The following is a 19,459-nucleotide window of genomic DNA, read 5'->3' on the forward strand; positions in this document are numbered from 1 at the left end:
GTTGCAAAAATCAATACTATGAAAAAGGTCGTCGTATTTACAGGGGCAGGAATTTCCGCTGAAAGTGGCTTAAAAACATTTCGGGGACAGGATGGGCTTTGGGAAGGAACCAATATCAAAGATGTTGCGACACCGGCGGCTTGGAAGCGCGATCGCAAGCGTGTATTAGATTTTTATAACCAGCGACGCAAGCAATGTATTGCGGCTAACCCAAATGCCGCACACTTAGCGATAAAAAAGCTCGAAGAATACTTTGACACGTATGTGATTACGCAAAATATTGATGACTTACATGAACGTGCAGGTAGCGAGAATATCATTCACCTGCATGGCGAAATCTGTAAAGCCCAATCTTCGTTAAATCCTAAATTTGTATACACGATGCAAGTAGCAGAAATCAATCTTGGGGATACGTGTGAACTGGGGTCCCAATTGCGCCCACATGTAGTTTGGTTCGGAGAGGAGGTTCCGAATCTCAAAAAAGCCGAAGAGTTAACCAACCAAGCTGACGTTTTTATTGTCGTGGGAACATCATTACAAGTGTATCCAGCAGCAAATTTATTAAATCAAACCAAAGCCGGATGCGAGGTTTACTTAATCGATCCAAATGCCGAGGAGATGAATGTTGGATGGCAAATTAAGCGTTATTCGATGAGCGCAACAGTAGGTGTACCCAAACTGGTTGACGAATTAACCAAATAAAATTCGTTACATAAACTTAATCATCTTTAATTCATGTGTTTACAATGGTTACCTAAGTAATTAAGTAAGGTATTCTGTTGTTAAAATGCAGCTTATAAAACAATTCTGCCAAATAATATTCTGAATTTCGGAATGTTATTAAATAACACATTGTCAATAAGTGAATTATATTAATCAAATAAACACATTAATCATATCTTTCATATGCCAAAATGAACGATCTACGCATAACTTTAAACGCTTCGAGCACGTCACTTATAAACGCATCGTCAATTAATTCGAACACGCCGTTGACACCGCCAACAACGTCTGTTTCGGCAATCTTATAGGACTGTTCAAGTGTGGCTTGTTCAAATTTTATAATGAATTTTTGGTTCATCGCAAAAATTGAAATCTTACAATCTGGATGGGGGAGTTCCGCTACTATTCGCATGATCGATAAAAGTTTAAAAAACAAAAGCTGCCATTGCTGACAGCTTTTCGAAAGTACATTTAAATTCTGACTAAACCAATCCTTGTGCTTTCATCGAGACCGCAACTTTAATAAAGCCGCCTATGTTCGAGCCTTTTAGGTAATTTATATAACCGTCATCTTCCTTACCATATTTTACACATGTCTTATGGATGTTTAGCATGATGGATTTCAACCGGTCATCAACTTTCCCACTCGACCATTGTTGTCTAAGATTATTTTGCGACATCTCTAAGCCTGAAACAGCAACACCACCAGCATTTGCAGCTTTGCCAGGGGCAAAATGAATTTTCGCCTTATGAAACACTCTAATTGCTTCAGCAGTCGACGGCATGTTTGCACCTTCGCCAACACAAATACAACCATTTTTAACTAAAGCTTTAGCATCGTCTTCATTCAATTCATTTTGCGTTGCACATGGTAATGCGATATCGCATTTAAACTGCCACGGACGTTTGTCTGCGTGAAATGTAGCCGTCTTATATTTTTTTGTATACTTCTCTAGATCTCTACCTAAAGTAGCAACATAGACTAGCTTCTCAAGTGTCAATCCATCAGGGTCATGTAGCGTACCTTTGCTATTAGAGAGTGTAATTACTCGAGCTCCCATATGGATAGCTTTCTCTGCAGCGAAATAAGCTACATTACCTGCTCCAGAAATGGTAATTGTTTTACCGGCAATCTTTTCGTCTAGATTATCGTAAATACATTCCACAAAGTAGAGTAGACCATACCCAGTGGCTTCCGGGCGAATATTAGAACCGCCCCAATTTAGACCTTTCCCAGTAAGTACGCCCGTGAAGGTGTTGCGAATACGTTTATATTGACCATACATATAACCGATTTCACGTCCACCGACACCGATATCTCCCGCAGGAACATCTGTATCGGGACCAATATGTCTATACAGTTCAGTCATGAAACTTTGGCAAAAACGCATAATTTCCATATTGGATTTTCCTTTTGGGTCAAAATCAGCACCGCCTTTTCCACCACCGATTGGAATACCAGTTAAACTATTTTTAAAAATTTGCTCAAAAGCTAAAAACTTCAGTATACTTAAATTTACAGTAGGAGAGAAGCGTAATCCTCCTTTGTAAGGACCGATTGCACTGTTCATCTGCACGCGATAACCACGATTAACTTGAACCTCATTTTTATCATTCAACCACGCTACTCGGAAAGAAATCACCCGTTCAGGCTCCACAAGACGTTCTAGAATTTTTAAATCTGCCCAAGTCGGGTGTTTTTCGTTAATATAGGGGATGAGATCCTCTGTTACTTCTGCTACGGCTTGTAGAAATTCCGGCTCGTTAGGGTTTCGTTCTTCAACGTATTTAATGAAACTTTTAAAGTTGATCGACATTTTATGATAAAGTTTTTAACAACATAGATTATTATTGCGAATATATTAAATTTAACTGAAATTTTCGACCAACACATCGATTTTGTTGCCATATTTTCTTATTACGATTTAATATTTCTCGAGAAAATGTTTCGAATTAATCGGTATCAATGAATTAACGACTGTACCTTAGTGGAATAGACTTATCCGGATTGAGGATCGCGCACTTTAAAAATAAAACCGAATACAATCTATTTCCCTAAAATACGTATCTTGAATTGCTTAATCGATTAATCGAGTTATCCGAAATGGTTAAAATATTCCTAAAGAAGTATCTAAGTATGAAAAAACGTCCTTTAATTCTCTTTATTATCAGCTTTTTGCTAGTATTATGTAGCACGCAAATTTATGCGCAAAACAGTCGTTATCAATGGTTGCAAGAATTAGAGAATCTCGTCCGCGCGGACCAATTACCGACATATCGGCCAAACCAATTGATCGAGCAAATTTCGAGTTACGATCGCACAGGGAAAAATGACGATGGTTTTGACGGCACATACTCGTATATCAGGAAAGAAGGTATGCATTTAGTAATTGCGGACCTGAAAGGTCCCGGCGTAATCAACAGAATATGGACTCCGACTCCAAATGATGATACTTTAGCATTTTACTTTGACGGCGAAAAGCGTGCACGATTAAGAATTCGTTTTTCCGATTTATTTTCCGGAAAGGTTTTTCCTTTTCTTAAAGGGATCTCTGGGAATGAAATAGGAGGTTTCTATACCTACATGCCAATTCCCTATAAAAAGTCTCTTAAAATAGTCCTAGAAGGCGACGAGATACTATTTCAGCAAGTTCAATATAGGAACTTACCGAATAAGGAAGTGTCATCATGGACAGGTGAATTTTCCCAAGACGAGAAAGGTAAGATTAAGCAAATTGCACAACAGTACGCGGAACTGGTACCATCGGTAGAACCTTTCGCACAAGGGCGATCTTCTAACATTCAAATTACGGAAAAGACTTTCGTTCTTGAGCCCGGAAATGAGGAAGGAATATTTGATGTACAAAACGGAGGAAGGATTGTAGGGATCGAGATTGACGGAGGGACAGCATTCGAAGGTTTGCAAAAAGATGTCCTACTATCAGCCATTTGGGATGAGGAAAATATCGAAGCCATATACGCACCTTTGTCCGATTTTTTCGGTTATGCATATGGAAAAAAGGCGATGCGCAGTCTGTTGTTAGGCACTAGAAATCAACTGAATTACAGTTACTTACCGATGCCCTTTGACAGGTCAGCAGAACTTAAGCTTATTTACAAAAAACGCTCACAAACATCACAATCACCTATTTCATTAGAAGTTAAAGTTTATCACACACCTGTTGCACGTATACCAAAATCAGAAGGTAAATTTTACGCTGTTTGGCGTAGAGAAATTCCTGAAACGGGTAAAAATTACCAATTTTTGAAATTGAACGGCAAGGGGCATTATGTGGGGACCTTACAATGGGCGCAAGGGTTACGCCCCGGGATGACACTATTTTTCGAAGGCGATGACAGAACTATAATCGATGGAGAGCAGCGGCTTCACGGCACAGGATCCGAAGATTACTACAATGGCGGCTGGTATGCCTTATTAGACCGCTGGGATCGCGGCATTAGCCTCCCAATTCACGGATCGCTCGACTACAGCTTACCAATGGCTAGAACAGGCGGATATCGGTTGTTCATGACTGATAAAATGCCTTTTGAAAAAGAAATTGACCACTCAATGGAACATGGTCCAGAAGGAAACGAGTTTCCAGTCGACTACACCTCTATAGCGATGTTCTATGGTGCCCAGGCTCTAACAAGCAGACAAGAGCCAACCGATGAGCTACGCGAGGTATATATACCGACTTTGCACGAATACTTTCCGCAACTCATGGAAATTACGCTTGGTAGCGGGGCAGAAGTGAAGCAGGGGCGTGGGTTACAAATAATATCCGACGGACACCATACAGTGCGCATAGCATTAAGTGATATCCCAGAGGGCACCTATAAACTATCGCTTTCGTATCTAGAAAATAAAAATGGTGCCGAATTTGCGGTCTGGCAACGCCAGAAAGAGATTTCAAACTGGAGATCATCAAAATCAGATCACGAAAACAAAGTAGAGAAAAAAGAAGTGGGCTCCGTTCAAATCACTAATCAAACAAACTCGATCACAATTCATGTACGTAAACAAGGAGAGGAGAAGGGGGTTTTTGAACTCGATAGAATATTTTTAGAAAAGATTGATCAATAGAAAATTACCGGCATTACGTATAATTCCGTCGCCAACTATTATCAGTAATGCGGCGTATACATTTATGCTAAGTACGTACCAACCAAATACTTTCCTTGCCATCTAAGGCTTCATTAGGCGTTGAGTTTACGTTTAATATATCCGTTTCATGCCCATCCAGATGCCAATTTAAGTCTTCATTAGCCACATTTTTCATTTGAAAAATTGCGTCTGGATCTTTATAACTTAAGTCGCTTTTTAACAAATTTGTCTTTTTTTCTAGAAACAATTGCTCCGCGTCTTCTTTACTAATCTGTATCAGACTACTCGCTATACTATCAAAATGTGTCATTTCGTGCCCCAGCTGATTAGGATATCGTTCAGCTAGATAACTAACATACAGATCGCGATCACCAGTCCGAAGCGCTTCATTTTTGTAAGCTAGCCGTTCTGGATTAAGTTCAAAATTAAAATCTTCAGGATTCTCTTTAAACTCGAATTGTTTATCAAGTTGTGCGAGTCGTTGTTCGAGTGTAGTCATAAATATTCCATTTGTTTATCATTAAACGTTTGAGTGGCTTAAATGTTGTAAAATTATATAAACTTGCCAATAAGCATTTGATTTACAACCGAATAACACATTATACAACCTCCCCAATTCATCTATACAACTTGTCTTATAATTTATATTATGTTAAATAGAATATTGTGAACTTCATGCCTACTACATTTCACTAGTAATGCCAAGACAATAAAAAATGCCTAACAAGCGCTGTTTATTATACAGCTTCGTTAGGCATCTATTAAAAAATATTCGTCTGAGCTGGCTACGCCACGTTGTCGATCATAATTGCGCCAACGGTAATATTGGTACGGGGATCAATAATAATCGCCCGAGAGTTTTCTGCATTATCATGCTGCTTATCGAACACCACCTCACCAGCTGCTTTAATACTTACTTTCCCAATGTCGTTTAATTTTATCTCGCCATCATACATCTTCTCTTGCGTATTAACATCTACTTTAAAAAGAATATCAACGATCTTAATCTTGGTCACCGCGCTGTGGTTTTGCAACAGGTATACAGTAGACAGATCTAGGGGCTTATTATCGAACCAACAAATATTGGCTTCAAAATTACGTTCCGCTAGCGCAGGTCGATCTGCTGCTACAATAGTATCACCTCGAGAAACGTCGACGTCATCACTTAGGTGAATGATCACAGATTGGCCATCGTGAGCCTGGTCTAACGATTTTTCAGCAAACTCAATTTCCTTTACAACGCTTTGAACACCACTTGGTAATATAACGACCTTCTCACCAATAGATAACCCCTCTCCTATGACGCGACCGGCATAACCCCTATAATCGTGTAGTTCATCCGTTTGTGGACGTACAACCCACTGTACCGGAAATCTCCATGCGCGCTTTGTATTACCTTGTATTTCAATAGTTTCTAGGTAATCTAAGAGATTGTTTCCTTCATACCAACTCATTTTTTCTGAGTCATGTACAATATTATCACCTTTAAGCGCAGAAACGGGAATAAAATCTACATCTTTTAATCCCAAATTTTCCGCTAACGCGAGATAATCTGTTTTAATATTTTCATAAACGGCTTGTTCATAGTCAACCATATCCATCTTATTGACGCAGACAAGCACCTTTTTCAAGTCAAGAAGTTTCGCTAAAAACGAATGTCTTTTTGTTTGCTCGATCACACCTTTACGTGCGTCAATTAGTATAATGATAAGTTCAGAATTAGATGCTCCGGTTATCATATTACGGGTGTATTGGATATGACCCGGTGCATCTGCAATAATAAATTTTCTTCGTTCAGTCTGAAAGTATTTATAGGCGATGTCAATGGTGATTCCTTGTTCGCGTTCGGCTTTCAAACCGTCCGTTAAAATGGCCAAATCAACTGTACCGTCGTTATTTTTTCTGTTTGCCTTTTTTATAGCATCAAGTTGATCATCCAAAATGGAATTGGTATCATATAGTAAACGGCCTATTAACGTACTTTTCCCATCGTCGACAGAACCCGCTGTTATAAACTTTAATATATTCATCTTCTGTTATTTCGTTTTTATGGTTCACTATTTTCTAAAAGTATCCCTGCTTTTTACGGTCTTCCATCGCCGCTTCTGATACTTTATCATCCATGCGCGCACCTCGTTCACTTACTGTGGACGCTTTAATTTCTTCGATGATATCGTCTAGTTCTGTCGCTATCGAATCTACGGCCGCGGTGCACGTCATATCACCAACAGTACGGAACCGCACAGATTTATTTTCAAGCACATCGTCAGCATCGATCTTTAATGCAGGATCTGAAGCCATCCACTGACCGTTCCTTAATACAACATCTCTATGATGACTAAAATAGATACTAGGCAGCGCAATATTCTCACGTTTGATGTAATTCCAGACGTCAAGTTCCGTCCAGTTTGAGATCGGGAAAACACGTACATTTTCGCCTTTACCAATTTTTCCGTTAAATATACTCCACAATTCGGGGCGCTGACGTTTAGGGTCCCATTGGCCAAATTCATCACGAACCGAAAAAATACGTTCTTTTGCACGTGCTTTTTCTTCGTCGCGACGTGCACCTCCGATACATGCATCAAATCCATTCTTTTCAATCGTTTCTAGCAATGTAACGGTTTGTAGAGAATTTCTACTTGCATTTTTCCCTTTTTGCTCAACTGCTTTTCCTTCGTCGATACTCTGTTGTACTGAACCTACTATTAACTGTTCACCTATCTCCTTGACAAGTTGATCTCTAAACGCGATAGTTTCGGGGAAGTTGTGACCAGTATCAATGTGAACCAAAGGAAAAGGGAATTTTCCTGGACGAAATGCTTTCATAGCTAGATGTACTAGTGTAATCGAGTCTTTACCTCCAGAAAACAAAAGGGCTGGTTTTTCAAACTGTCCTGCAACCTCCCTTAAGATATATATCGCTTCTGCTTCTAAATGATCTAAATAATCCATTCTCTATTTATTTCGTTGTAATATGTAATCCACATTCTTTTTTACTCTTATCTTCCCACCACCATCTTCCTGAGCGGAAATCTTCACCGGGCTGAACCGCCCGTGTACATGGTTGGCACCCAATACTTGGAAACCCTTTATCGTGTAACGGATTGTAAGGGATCCCGTTGGAATTCAAAAAAACGTCCACTTCTGGTAAAGTCCAATTAAAAATTGGATGAATTTTAATAATATTGTTGACTTCGTCCCACTCCACCGCTTCCATATCTTCGCGGTTCGCAGATTGATCGGCTCGAATTCCAGTAATCCATACTTTGAACCCCTTTATCGCACGATGTAACGGTTCTATTTTACGTATATAGCAACACTCCTTTCGGTTGTCGATCGATTCGTAGAAACTGGAAGGCCCCTTTTTATTTACCATCTCTTCCACGGCAGTCGTATTTGGATAATATGCCCGAATAGGAAGCTTATATTTTTCCAGCGTTCGGTTCCAAACGTAATATGTCTCCGGAAAAAGACGGCCTGTTTCCAACGTGAATATCGATGCTTTGCTGCCAGCCTGGGCAAGCAGATGTGTTACCACCTGATCTTCGATACCGAACGAAGTAGAAAAAACTGCTTCGGTGCCGAATTTATCTTCGATATACCGAATAATATCAATGGCGTCTAAGCCTGCTATATCTTTTTTAATCTGCGTTATCATATGAATTACTAGATAAGACGTCTTTTGTATGTTCATTCAATGCCCGAACTTTTTGCTGAAAATCACCTTTTAATTGATTTCGTAAAGCTCCCATCAGTTCGAGCGTTTCATCGATTTCTTCGGGTAGAAGTTCATTTAAAAATTCCTTTATTCTTTTCGCTATTGTAGGTGATTTTCCATTTGTTGAAATACCAATTCGTAAATTCCCTTTCGACACGACCGATCCCAAATAAAAATCACATAAACTAGGTTTGTCCGCAACATTCAACAGTACATTCTTATCCCTCGTTAATTGACGAATCTGCTCATTTAATTCTGCATTATTTGTCGCTAAGAACACTAAGTCAACTCCTTCTAGGTCATTTTCTTTAAATGCTCGCGCGGAAATTGTTACCCGCATATTCTCAGCTACCAGTTTGGGAATTTCTTCGTTGAGGTGTTGGGCTACAATATGAACTTGTGCGCCTGGTGAATTTAAAAGGATCGCCTGTATCTTCTCCAGTCCGACAGCTCCCCCACCTACGACAAGTACTCGTATACTATCGAGTTTTACGTAAATTGGAAACAGTTCATTCATTATACCGCCAGTGATTGTATTTTTTCTTTAACTATCTTGAACGCGAGGTGTTTTGAAACCACTTCTCCTAAAACAATAATTGCGGGTACGCCGATAGTCTTTTTGTTCGACTCTTCAATAATCGTATCAATAGTACCGAGTGCTACGCGCTCATTTGGTAATGAACCATTTTGAATCAGTGCGATCGGCAAGTCATTTCGACCATTCTCTTTGTAAAGCGAGATAATTTGATCGAGTTTTGCATGCCCCATTAAAACGACAACGGTAGCCTTTGTGTTCACAGCGGTGTATAAGTCATCAGACAGTCGTCCGTCTGAGGTCGCTCCAGTAATCACCCAAAAGCTTTCACTAACTCCTCTGTACGTTAAAGGTATTTGTTGTAATCCGGTTAAGCCAGTGGAAGATGAAATTCCAGGAACCACCGCCGTAGGAATGTTAAATCGGCGAACATAATCGAGTTCTTCTCCTCCGCGACCAAATACAAAAGGATCCCCGCCTTTTAAACGAACGACGTGACCGTGTGTGAGTGCGTAATCGACAAGCAATTTGTTAATATAATCCTGCGAAGTAGATATGCGCTCTGCGCGTTTTCCTACGTAGATTTTTGTACATGAAGGTTTCGCATATGCTAATACTTCTTGGTTAACTAATGCGTCATATAAAATTACATCAGCATCCTGTATCGCTTTGATACCTTTTAAAGTAATTAGATCGGGATCACCAGGCCCCGCACCCACAAGTGTAATAAATGGTTTACTTTGCATCTCTTCTCTTTCTCTCTATGATGTAGCTAGTTGAGATTTCTCTCTCTTGCCAGCGCCCTCCAAATAAAACGCAGTTGCCTGTAACAAATAAGTGTCAGCAAACTCTTTCGAGGGTTCATATTTATTAATTTGTAATACACGTTCTGCAAATGTAGCAGGAAAATCAAAAATACCTGTTTTTACGTATTTTTCATCAAATTCGTTCATTACTGCAATTTGCGTGCTTGCGTTAACGCCTTTATCTAGCAATAAAGCTTTTGCTGTAGATATAAACGAACTGTAAGCGTGGTATATTGCATCTGCGTATAAACCTTTTTCTACCGCTAGTTTTGCAAACTCAAGCTTTTCTTCTGACTCGAACAACAAGGTGGAAACGAGATCTATCACAACCCCAGCACATTCGCCGACACCAATCGCCGTATTATAAACGTCATTGCGACCCCAATCAACAAATTCGTCTTCGGTTAAGGTACTCAGGTCTGCTATCGGTTTTAACAAACGATAAAAATAGTCTTTAGTCTGGCGATCATAATAATCATGAAAATTTTCTTCCTCAAACTTATTGGCTTTAAAATCATTCAAAACAGCATCAACTACTTGCGTTACCCGTTTGGTAGGTACTTTGGTAATACGATCTGAAATCCGGCCAATTCCCCCGCCTACAGTACCCCCACCCATCATTACTTGAGCTGCAGGTAGCACACGTCCGCTCGCTTTCATTGAGCTGCCGTGGAAACCGATTTGTGCCAAACTATGTTGACCACAGGAATTCATACAACCGGATATTTTGATCTTCAATTCCTGTTCGTGAATCAGTTCGTTATGGAATGTTGTAACATGATGCTCTAGTACACGCGCCATTTCAGTCGAATTAGAGATCCCAAGATTACAGGTATCTGTCCCTGGACAAGTCGTAACGTCGGCCGTACTATTGTAGCCCGTCGCGGCATATCCTAATTGGTGTAGAACGTTGTAAATATGTGGCAAAGACGCCTCTCTTGCAAATTTTAATAACAGATTTTGATCTTGCGTGATTCGCATGTCGTCAGCAATGTGCTCCCGAAGCGATTCCACAAGTATCCTTGCATTATCTGTGGAGATATCCCCGGTAGATACACGTAAAAAAACGCCGTAAAAACCTTTTTGTTTTTGTTCAAATACGTTTGTTGTACGCCAAATTTCATACGCTAAAGGGTCCACCGGAGTAACGTTTCCTATAAATTCTTTAGGCGGTTCAGGAATCGAAATACGCGATCTATCAAACTCATAACGTTTGCTTTTTGTAGCAAGACGCTCTTCATCGACCAGGCGCAAAACCTCATCAATACCGAGCTTTTGTACAACGTACTTAAACCTAGCTTTGTTCCTATTATTACGCTCTCCATAGCGATCAAAGACACGGATTGTGGCTTCAATTAATGGAATGACTTCGTCCTCAGGAAGAAAGTCATATATTTTATTTGCTAAAATTGGCTGAGCTCCTAGCCCACCACCATACATTACGGTAAACCCTCTTTTCTCTTCTCCATCGATTTCTTTGACTTTAGCTACAAATCCGAAATCCTGCAAGTACGAGAAAGCAGTGTCCTTATCACTGGAGGAGAACCCAATTTTAAATTTCCGGCCCATCTCTGCACAAATCGGGTTACGGACTAGATATTCAAATGTTAATTGTGCGTATGGGGAAATATCAAATGCTTCATCAGGGTCGATACCCGACTGTGGCGATCCTGTTACGTTACGCACTGTATTTCCACAGGCTTCTCGGATCGTCATATCGTCCTTGGCTAATTCTTCCCATAGTTCTGGCGTACGATCAAGGCTTACATAGTGAATTTGTATATCTTGGCGCGTAGTCAAGTGTAAATTACGACTGGCATACTCATCAGAAATATCAGCAACCTTAAGTATTTGCTTAAAGGTAATTTTGCCATAGGGTAACTTAATTCGCACCATTTGCACTCCAGGTTGCCGCTGACCATAAATACCGCGTGCAAGGCGCAATGATTTAAACCTATCTTCTACGATATTTCCATTTCTATAAGCACGGATCTTTTTCTCTAACTCAATGATCTCTTTTGCTACAACCGGATTCTCTATTTCTGTACGAAAGCTCTGCATATTAACTTCTCTCTCAATTAACACTTTACCATTTATCAGCTCAAAAAACTGACTTCTTTTCAATAACTTACCAACAAAGTTATAAAATATTTATCTACTTACCATATAAAATCCACCAATTTACTATATATTTTTTTGTAAAATAGGAAGCACAACGCCCCTACCGGAAATAATGAAGATATCTTCATATATCTATTTTAATCGTGCATATAATCGTCGCCACGATGTTGCTGAAAAATTCACGACCGTTTTCTAACTTCATAAAAGATATGTTTTCGCATTTCCCTGACGCTGCGGCTATCAAATGGAATTATGCTTAAGCCAAATTCGACGGTCAGTGGGGGAAGTAATAAGCACGGAATGCTCCTCCGGATCGGAAACTTTTAAAAGTTACGTACTTTAACAAGTTTTGATTTAGCAATAAGGCTCACTTTGTAGATCATGAAAATAGTGAATATGCTTATAACAACAACGATATAACCCAATATCGTATAATGCTCTAGCGGACTTTCGTTTGTTTCTTGAACGATAATCAGCCCAGCGATCGACGCTGCGATCCCACCTGCCAGTTGTTGTAGCGAAGAACTAACACTCATAAACGCTCCACGATCTTCCATTTCAGGTACTGCCGTAACCAGTGCCGATGAAGGCGTCATCCTACTTAGTATCCCCGTCATCAGCAGAATGTTCAATACAACCACCATCATAAATGGTGTCGGACCTAAACTTGTATATATAAGAACCATTACTATCATCCACACCGTAGCGATCGTGAAAATTTTAAACTTATCGAATTGATCACTTAAGCGACCTACTAAAGGCATTATAATCAATGAGCAAACACCCGAAAGCATGAATAACACGGGAAGCTGTTCGTGCGTTACATGTAGGTTATTTACGGCAAAAACACTACTAAACGGCATCATCATAAATCCCCCGATAGACAGCAGTGCGGTTGCCAAGAACCCAACTCGATGTTCTTTTTTCGAAAATGTATTCCAAAGATGTCGGGCCGCGGACCGTTCTTTCTGCACCCCTAAATGAGCAGTGATCGGCTGTAGTTTTACCGTAATAAGTATTGCTATAATTAAAGCAACCGCGGCAATCCATAAAAAAGCACTCTGCCACCCCCACGCATTTCCGATATACAAACCAATTGGAATCCCTAAAACCTGACTCGCACCAAAGCCCATTTGCACAAATCCCATAACGCGGCCCCGCTGGTCTAGACGAAAGACATCGGTAATAATAGCCATTGAAATCGACCCTATTACCCCCCCAAATAATCCCGTCACAATTCTCGCAGCAACCAGAAGATGGTAATTCGTTGCAAACCCACAAAGGAAAGTGCCGATGATAAAGCCGGAGTAAAAAAAGAGTAATAATTTTTTCCGATCGAACCGATCAGCAAATCCAGCGGTTAACAACCCGGATAATCCAGCACTGAAAGCATATGCTGAAACCGCTATCCCAAACTGAGAAGGTTTGAGGTTAATCGACTTCATCAATAGATCACCCATCGGTGCCATAATCATAAAGTCTAATACAACAGTAAACTGGGTAATAGCCAATATAAAAATGACGAGTTTCTGATAACCAGTTAATGAGACAACTTCCTTTTTTGACATCTGATCGATCTAGGATTACTACGAATTATTCAGTTATACGACACGTACTTAAGTCCATTGTTAATTAATAACATTTCTTAAGCGTTCTACTGCAGAACACCAATTGAAAATATTACGATCCTAGCTCGAATCGTGGTATTTCCGCGGCAATTTAAATAAATAATGTGGATGGTGCTACAGTATTAAATAATTTTAAAAAATATCATTGGAACAACGTTAGCATTCACCGTACTCTACAAGACATCATTTAATTGAAAAAGGAGACCACGAGTGTCTCATTAAAATCGGAACGCTTTAAAAATTAAATAAATTGTGCCCATTAAAATCCGTTCGCTCTTTGTCATATTGAAATTTAGTTTTACTAAAGAGCTCAAGTATGTTCGTTTTATTGGTTAGGGAGATGCTTAATTGATACTGCCGATTTTATTTGCAAGTCCACCCTTAAGTTGCTGTCTGTTCCCGTAGAAACAGAAGTTGTCGCTGGTCTAGTTCCGACTTTTTTTTGAGCGCTTACTTTTTGCTATTCTCAAACATTTTAGCTTGGCGTAACCAGCGTTGTTAGGGTTATTCATTATTTTACTTGTGTTCTATTACAGATGCTTTCTTTTCGTTGAAATTAATCTCTACAAGTTCGTCTTCTGAGGTAAACACTTTATGATAAGCTTCCAATGTTTTTGCCCTTACGGCAAAGGTCTCTTTATCAAAATTAGTGCTGTTGAGCTGTTCCTTCGGTTTAGCGACATCGCTTATTTCTACGCTTTTAGCAATATGATAGGTACTATCAGCAACCTTTACCACCTTAAACCAACCAAACCCTCTTTCTTTACTATCCGCAAAATTTCCTTTTTCTTTATACACATAATACCTTCCAAAATAAATATCGCCTTCGTTTACCGATGCCGATTTAGCCAATCGCTCTTCGTAAGCTTTCTTTTGAGACGGTAGTGTAATGGTTTCATATACAGCATAGCCGATTAATGAAAATGAAAACAACAACATTATCCACCCAAAAATGGTTATTTTGAACCATCCTTCCTGCGGAGGCAATTTTTCCAGTTCTTGTAGTGCAAATGTCTTCATTTCATTCGTCCACTTACCCCTTGCAATATGGCCACCCGTAGGCGTTTGATAATATTTAAGGAATACTTTTTTCGGTCGATATCTATGAAAAGCTGTTCGATTTTCCCGTTGAAAGAAGGCAAGTATCATTGCGTTACCTTGATTTTTCGGATTTTTTAAATGTGTTGCCTCCACTTTTTTTACAATAGAATCGGTTATCCTAATCCACATAGTCTGTTGTTTTTAAAATTATTAAATTTTTTGTTTTCTTATATATGCGCAATAAGAGTTCCACGCCGCATCATATTCGTCCTCCAGAAAGTATTCCAATCGAATTTTGGTAATGGTCTGGTTATTAAAGCTAAATGAAAGCTGGCCGTCGCTAACAATCATCGACATGCTTTGGTCACTTTGGTTAGCCATCCACTGAACAAATTCTCCTTCGTTTTCAAAAGTGATTAAAACAGGATGTGGGCCCATTCCGTCATTTACCTCGCCAAGACAAAACCTCCCATCAAAAAAATACAGTCCGATGCCGCAATAATCCCGGTGAGCATGATAGAGTCCGCCTGTGCCCAGATAGTAGTCCTCTTCTCTTAATCTTGTTGGACTTTCTCTTAATTTCTTAGCAACTGCACCAGCAAGTGCTTCTCCATAGATTTCCCGATTTAAACCTTGGAAAATTTCAAGGTCTCTCGCGCTAAGTGCTGAGGGGGATATGTTAGAAATATACGTTTTCATTTAATTAGCTTGATTTTTCACGTTTTCCAAGGTACCAGCCCTGTGTTTCTATCTCTAGGAAGGACAAGTACGTCCATGCATTTATTCTCTTTTGCATCTCTAAATCTTGGATTGAAACATTTTCCAAATTATTCAGCCAGAATTTGTTTGAGATATCCACTCACCTATCATCCCAGCAATCATAATGTGTTGTCGTTCGAATACATTTAGCTGGAAATGGAAAGTATTAAATGAGGAAAGATCAGTTTGTTCTAGCTTCTGATTTTGCAATTGCTATTGATCATCTGGCTTCAGCAATTCGTTTAGCCCGGCAATTACCTCCGCTTCCAGCGCCTTTATTCTACGCGATCTAGCCAGCACATAGATGCCTAGCGGGAGAAATAAAAACAGCAGTATAACCACCATATCCCGACCATTGGTCATCGTGATCATACCTCGTTCGGGTTTTATTTTTAATCCGATAGATCCTGTGAGTGTAAATCCACTGGTGCGTACCTGAATAGCGCCGAAGTTTGCAGTTATTTTACGGTCCGGTAATTTCTCGCGCAGTCCTTCGATCAGTTGCCCTTTTGAAAATGGCTTAAAACGTAATACTTTCATATGTTTGTTATTTATGTTATAAAATATCTCGGTCAAAAGTAATCACCGTTACTCTGTGAATAAGACCGCTCGTAATAACCCTAGATATAAAGAGACTCTTGCAAAGAGAATGCTGTCAATACAGTATTTTCTTTCATCTTGATCATTATTAAGGCAATACAATATCTTGGAATTGAAACGGAAGCTCCTTTACGGCATCCTTAGTTTCAATAAGAATTTCGATATAACAATCTTTTGTTGGTTGCTCGGTAAGGTAGAATTGATACAAGTTATCGACAGAAGAATATCCGGTATCGATTTTCTCCCGGTTTCCGTTGTAAATAGCTATTCGGTAAAACGCCTCGCTTAAGGGTCTGTTTAGTCGAAAAGTAAGTGTCTTGTGCCTGGACCCTCGGTTGCTCATTCCCATTATACCAGTAAGTAATTGGCGGGCCTGTTTTACTTCCTCTTGTTCCTCCCCGCCTATAGGGCCTTCTTTTTTACGTTTTTTTACTTCTATATCAATCATTTTTTGAACCTCTTCCTGCATATTGAGAAGCTTATCGGTATCCATCAATTGTAGCGCAATTTCAGGATAGGTACGCGCTAGCAGGTTTTCGCCTTTTCGTTGTAAGAAATCACGGATAACAACTTTCCCATTATTGGCTTCGGTCGGTCTAAAGTAGAGCAGACTGCCCTGAAATTGTTCGATCTTAGTAGCGTGGCGGGTGGGTGCTTCAAGGGTAAACTCCATTTTTTTATCGTTGTGATACCTATCGTTTTTGTAAAAGCTATCTTTAATTTCTTCGAGCGATTTTCCGGTTTCATCGACTACTGTAAGCTTGCCGAGCTTTACAAAATGGTAATTATCGAGCATAACACCGTTCACTGCAGTAGTAAATGTAATTTTACTAATGGAATCGGAGGTACTGCGCTGGGTTTGTCCGTTGAGTCTTTCTTCTTTAATATCCTGCATAAACAAGTGAAGCTCTTGCGAAAACAGAGTTATCGAGGAAATACAAAAAACGAGGATTAAAATTAGTTTCGGTTTCATTGCTCTATTGGTTTGGCGGAATGTCCATGACACTTATTGACGCTGCATCCACGATTATCTGCTAAATGTGCGTTCTATTTTCTTATGGTAAGGTAACATCAACAAATTGAAATGGGATCTCTTGGATAGCATCGTTGGTTTTCACAATAATATGCATCCTCATTTCCGGCGTAAGGCTTTCATCTATAGGAATGCTATAGGAGTCGCCATACGCCGACGCCCCGTTAGTGAGTTTCTTTCCGTCTTTAAATATCTCCACTTCAACAACAGCATCATTTGGGTCGTCCTTGTAGAAGTGTAATCGTTTCGAAGCATCACCTCCCCAGTAGCTGTAATCGCTTATTACTTTGTCCAGATAGACTTTAGCGTCCTCAACATCATTCCCCACACCTGCCTTTTTATGGATCTCTTTTATTTTTTTAAGATATCCCGTTTCATCGTTCGCCTGCAGGGTACCTAAGCCCTGTAAATCAATTAGTACCAATTTACAGCCGCTTATTCCCTTCAGCAGATTTTCATGATAATGCTGCTGTAAATTGCTAAAGTTCAGCTCTGATTTAAGCGCCTCTGAGACGGTAAAATATTCTATCACGCCTTGTACCGAGATGCTTACTGCATTTCTTGCGGGCGGTTTGATGCCAATTACTACTTCATTCTGCTTTGTGAAATAATCGGTCGGATACGGATACCCCGCAATCATCTCTAACGGATTATCCAAATTATCTACCGCCCGGATTTCTTTTATGCTAATCTGATGGCTTTGATCGACTTTAACTCCCGTGAGTTCCGTGGTAAGCTCTAACTTACTTGGCCAAAAACCGATGTTTCTTTGTTCTTCGGTGCCTTTTAGCACAAGTTCTCTCTTTTGGGCGAGTAATAATTGGGAACTAAAGATGTATAAAACAGATATTAAAATGCTAATTTTCATGCGTTTATGGCTTGTTCATTAATTTAAACATGTTTGATGCAACGACCAGCGATTGAGTTTTTAAATTACACCTTCAAATGCGCATTAGATAAGTGTAAGCAACCGTCGTTTGGGCATTATTTTTGTATACTTTTCACAAAAGAGAACAGGATATAAAAAACAACAATTTATAGACCAGATAACATTTACAAAGCCTGTTTCGTTGCTGCATTTAGTGAAAAGCCTTCCCTTTTCTTCATAAATGTCAATGAATCCTCTAGGGGAATTAATACAACACCCATATAATATCCGAAACCGACACCCTCTACCCCGAACAGCCGCCGCTGAAGCAACTAAATCTAGCGACTAAAGACATTTAGATGCGCTTTTTTTTCGATTTAAATTATGCCCCATTTAAACAAAAAGTATCCGGCACCGATAACCAAAATCGGCAGTCCAAATGCAAACAGTATGTTGCTTCCTAGATAAATACCCCAATAGGAAATGATGCGTACTTTTTGGTAATTATTCGGGCTGTAAACAATAGGTACTTTTTCACCAATATCGTAGGCCGGTGGATTAGAGCGTGCATTTGGCGTATAGGTCTTTTTCTCGCCCTTCACGGCATATTCTAGCAGCGGCGCGTACATAATGGATGTCCCACTGTTATTGCGAGATTCCATAGCAATATTGTCTCTCACAGTGGCTAGCGTCCTTACACCTGTTTCTCGGAAATTTCGGGACGATAAAAAAAACTGAATTCCCAAAGCCACTAGAGCTAACCCAATCAACACCAAAAGTCCGTGTATCACTACTCCCATCTTCACTGCTTTTTACTTTTCAAAATTTTACTCGATAACGGCCTAGCCCGAATAAAAAAATCGTTTTCATCCTGATTAAACTATTTATCAATAAATTCAAATTTACCCTCAAACAGTTTCCCGATAACCGGTAACGGCTTCTTTGCTTCATTTGCAGCAGCGATGATACCTAATATCATCAGAATAAGGAAAATGATGCCAGAGTAACTAAGTATCGTAGCCAAAGACGGAATTAGCGTTAATAGGATAACAACCAAGATATTGAAAATCAAGGAAGCTACCAGCAGCCCCAACCCTTGCTTTAGATGATACCTACTCAAATCGTTCCGTTCTTCTTTACCACCGAAATAGGCAACCAACCAAAGGATACCAATGTAACTTAAAATAGATTGTACTTTAGGAGTCATAATCATTAAATTTTGATACTACAAAAATCGGTAGAAATCAGCGAACACCTTTTCTATTTAGCTCAACAAACCATCTACAACAAATTATATCGTATATACAAACTATATACACAAATACTATTCGACGTATTACTAGCTAGTTACAACAATAAAAAATAGACTGATTTAACATTGTATATTCAGGTTTCGTCTATTTTTTTTCATTATTTTGTTGGGCTTTGTAGATAGAAGCAATACAAAATCGAGATGTAAAACAATATGAGTAAAGCACTCTTTATTTATATCCCGTGCTCACCAGCCAAAACGATA

General features: G+C 39.5%; 19 protein-coding genes. 2 read left to right on the forward strand and 17 right to left on the reverse strand.

Annotated features, from left to right (window positions below):
- Positions 1-18 precede the first annotated feature (18 nt).
- Positions 19-702, forward strand: coding sequence for a Sir2 family NAD-dependent protein deacetylase (locus FM107_RS08240; RefSeq protein ID WP_086948040.1), 684 nt, complete (start codon positions 19-21; stop codon positions 700-702).
- A 187-nt stretch (positions 703-889) separates the two neighbouring features.
- Here the strand turns inward: FM107_RS08240 and FM107_RS08245 are convergent, their stop codons facing one another.
- Both FM107_RS08245 and gdhA read right to left on the reverse strand, forming a co-directional pair.
- A complete protein-coding gene (locus tag FM107_RS08245) occupies positions 890-1,135 on the reverse strand; it encodes a hypothetical protein (RefSeq protein WP_086948041.1) in 246 nt (81 codons plus the stop codon).
- A 70-nt stretch (positions 1,136-1,205) separates the two neighbouring features.
- Positions 1,206-2,540: an NADP-specific glutamate dehydrogenase gene (gene gdhA, locus FM107_RS08250; protein ID WP_086948042.1), complete on the reverse strand. Its 1,335-nt coding sequence runs from the start codon at positions 2,538-2,540 to the stop codon at positions 1,206-1,208.
- A gap of 320 nt (positions 2,541-2,860) precedes the next feature.
- Here gdhA and FM107_RS08255 point away from each other — a divergent pair, with 320 nt between their 5' ends.
- Positions 2,861-4,810, forward strand: coding sequence for a glycoside hydrolase family 172 protein (locus tag FM107_RS08255; RefSeq protein WP_086948175.1), 1,950 nt, complete (start codon positions 2,861-2,863; stop codon positions 4,808-4,810).
- A gap of 67 nt (positions 4,811-4,877) precedes the next feature.
- Here FM107_RS08255 and FM107_RS08260 read toward each other — a convergent pair whose 3' ends face one another.
- The 15 genes from FM107_RS08260 to FM107_RS08330 all read right to left on the reverse strand — a co-directional run bounded on the left by FM107_RS08260 (position 4,878) and on the right by FM107_RS08330 (position 19,150).
- The gene (locus FM107_RS08260; RefSeq protein ID WP_086948043.1) at positions 4,878-5,330 is read right to left on the reverse strand and encodes a hypothetical protein; all 453 of its coding nucleotides are present in this window, start codon (positions 5,328-5,330) and stop codon (positions 4,878-4,880) included.
- Positions 5,331-5,616: 286 nt separating this feature from the next.
- The gene (locus FM107_RS08265) at positions 5,617-6,861 is read right to left on the reverse strand and encodes a sulfate adenylyltransferase subunit 1 (RefSeq protein ID WP_086948044.1); all 1,245 of its coding nucleotides are present in this window, start codon (positions 6,859-6,861) and stop codon (positions 5,617-5,619) included.
- A 34-nt stretch (positions 6,862-6,895) separates the two neighbouring features.
- Entirely contained in the window at positions 6,896-7,786 is an 891-nt protein-coding gene (gene cysD / locus FM107_RS08270) for a sulfate adenylyltransferase subunit CysD (protein ID WP_086948045.1), read from the reverse strand.
- A gap of 7 nt (positions 7,787-7,793) precedes the next feature.
- Positions 7,794-8,492: a phosphoadenylyl-sulfate reductase gene (locus tag FM107_RS08275; protein WP_086948046.1), complete on the reverse strand. Its 699-nt coding sequence runs from the start codon at positions 8,490-8,492 to the stop codon at positions 7,794-7,796.
- Entirely contained in the window at positions 8,476-9,069 is a 594-nt protein-coding gene (locus FM107_RS08280) for a bifunctional precorrin-2 dehydrogenase/sirohydrochlorin ferrochelatase (protein WP_086948047.1), read from the reverse strand. Before FM107_RS08280 ends, FM107_RS08275 begins: the two co-directional genes overlap by 17 nt.
- Positions 9,069-9,833, reverse strand: coding sequence for a uroporphyrinogen-III C-methyltransferase (gene cobA / locus FM107_RS08285; RefSeq protein ID WP_086948048.1), 765 nt, complete (start codon positions 9,831-9,833; stop codon positions 9,069-9,071). Before cobA ends, FM107_RS08280 begins: the two co-directional genes overlap by 1 nt.
- Positions 9,834-9,848: 15 nt before the next feature.
- The gene (locus FM107_RS08290; RefSeq protein ID WP_086948176.1) at positions 9,849-11,954 is read right to left on the reverse strand and encodes a HEPN domain-containing protein; all 2,106 of its coding nucleotides are present in this window, start codon (positions 11,952-11,954) and stop codon (positions 9,849-9,851) included.
- Between the two features lie 383 nt (positions 11,955-12,337).
- Positions 12,338-13,582 carry an MFS transporter gene (locus FM107_RS08295; protein ID WP_086948049.1) on the reverse strand — a complete coding sequence of 415 codons (1,245 nt, stop codon included), beginning with the start codon at positions 13,580-13,582 and terminating at the stop codon, positions 12,338-12,340.
- Positions 13,583-14,158: 576 nt separating this feature from the next.
- The gene (locus FM107_RS08300) at positions 14,159-14,872 is read right to left on the reverse strand and encodes a hypothetical protein (RefSeq protein WP_086948050.1); all 714 of its coding nucleotides are present in this window, start codon (positions 14,870-14,872) and stop codon (positions 14,159-14,161) included.
- Between the two features lie 21 nt (positions 14,873-14,893).
- The gene (locus FM107_RS08305; protein WP_086948051.1) at positions 14,894-15,382 is read right to left on the reverse strand and encodes a hypothetical protein; all 489 of its coding nucleotides are present in this window, start codon (positions 15,380-15,382) and stop codon (positions 14,894-14,896) included.
- 273 nt (positions 15,383-15,655) lie between these two features.
- Positions 15,656-15,982 carry a hypothetical protein gene (locus FM107_RS08310; RefSeq protein ID WP_086948052.1) on the reverse strand — a complete coding sequence of 109 codons (327 nt, stop codon included), beginning with the start codon at positions 15,980-15,982 and terminating at the stop codon, positions 15,656-15,658.
- A 148-nt stretch (positions 15,983-16,130) separates the two neighbouring features.
- A complete protein-coding gene (locus FM107_RS08315) occupies positions 16,131-17,015 on the reverse strand; it encodes a hypothetical protein (protein WP_143559452.1) in 885 nt (294 codons plus the stop codon).
- 82 nt (positions 17,016-17,097) lie between these two features.
- Positions 17,098-17,943, reverse strand: coding sequence for a hypothetical protein (locus FM107_RS08320; protein WP_086948054.1), 846 nt, complete (start codon positions 17,941-17,943; stop codon positions 17,098-17,100).
- Between the two features lie 377 nt (positions 17,944-18,320).
- Positions 18,321-18,743 (reverse strand): DUF3592 domain-containing protein, encoded by a 423-nt coding sequence (locus FM107_RS08325; protein WP_086948055.1) that lies wholly within the window; start codon positions 18,741-18,743, stop codon positions 18,321-18,323.
- Positions 18,744-18,823: 80 nt separating this feature from the next.
- Positions 18,824-19,150: an import component protein gene (locus tag FM107_RS08330; protein WP_086948056.1), complete on the reverse strand. Its 327-nt coding sequence runs from the start codon at positions 19,148-19,150 to the stop codon at positions 18,824-18,826.
- Positions 19,151-19,459: the final 309 nt, after the last annotated feature.

The organism is Sphingobacterium sp. JB170 (genome assembly GCF_900163865.1).
Lineage (GTDB): Bacteria > Bacteroidota > Bacteroidia > Sphingobacteriales > Sphingobacteriaceae > Sphingobacterium.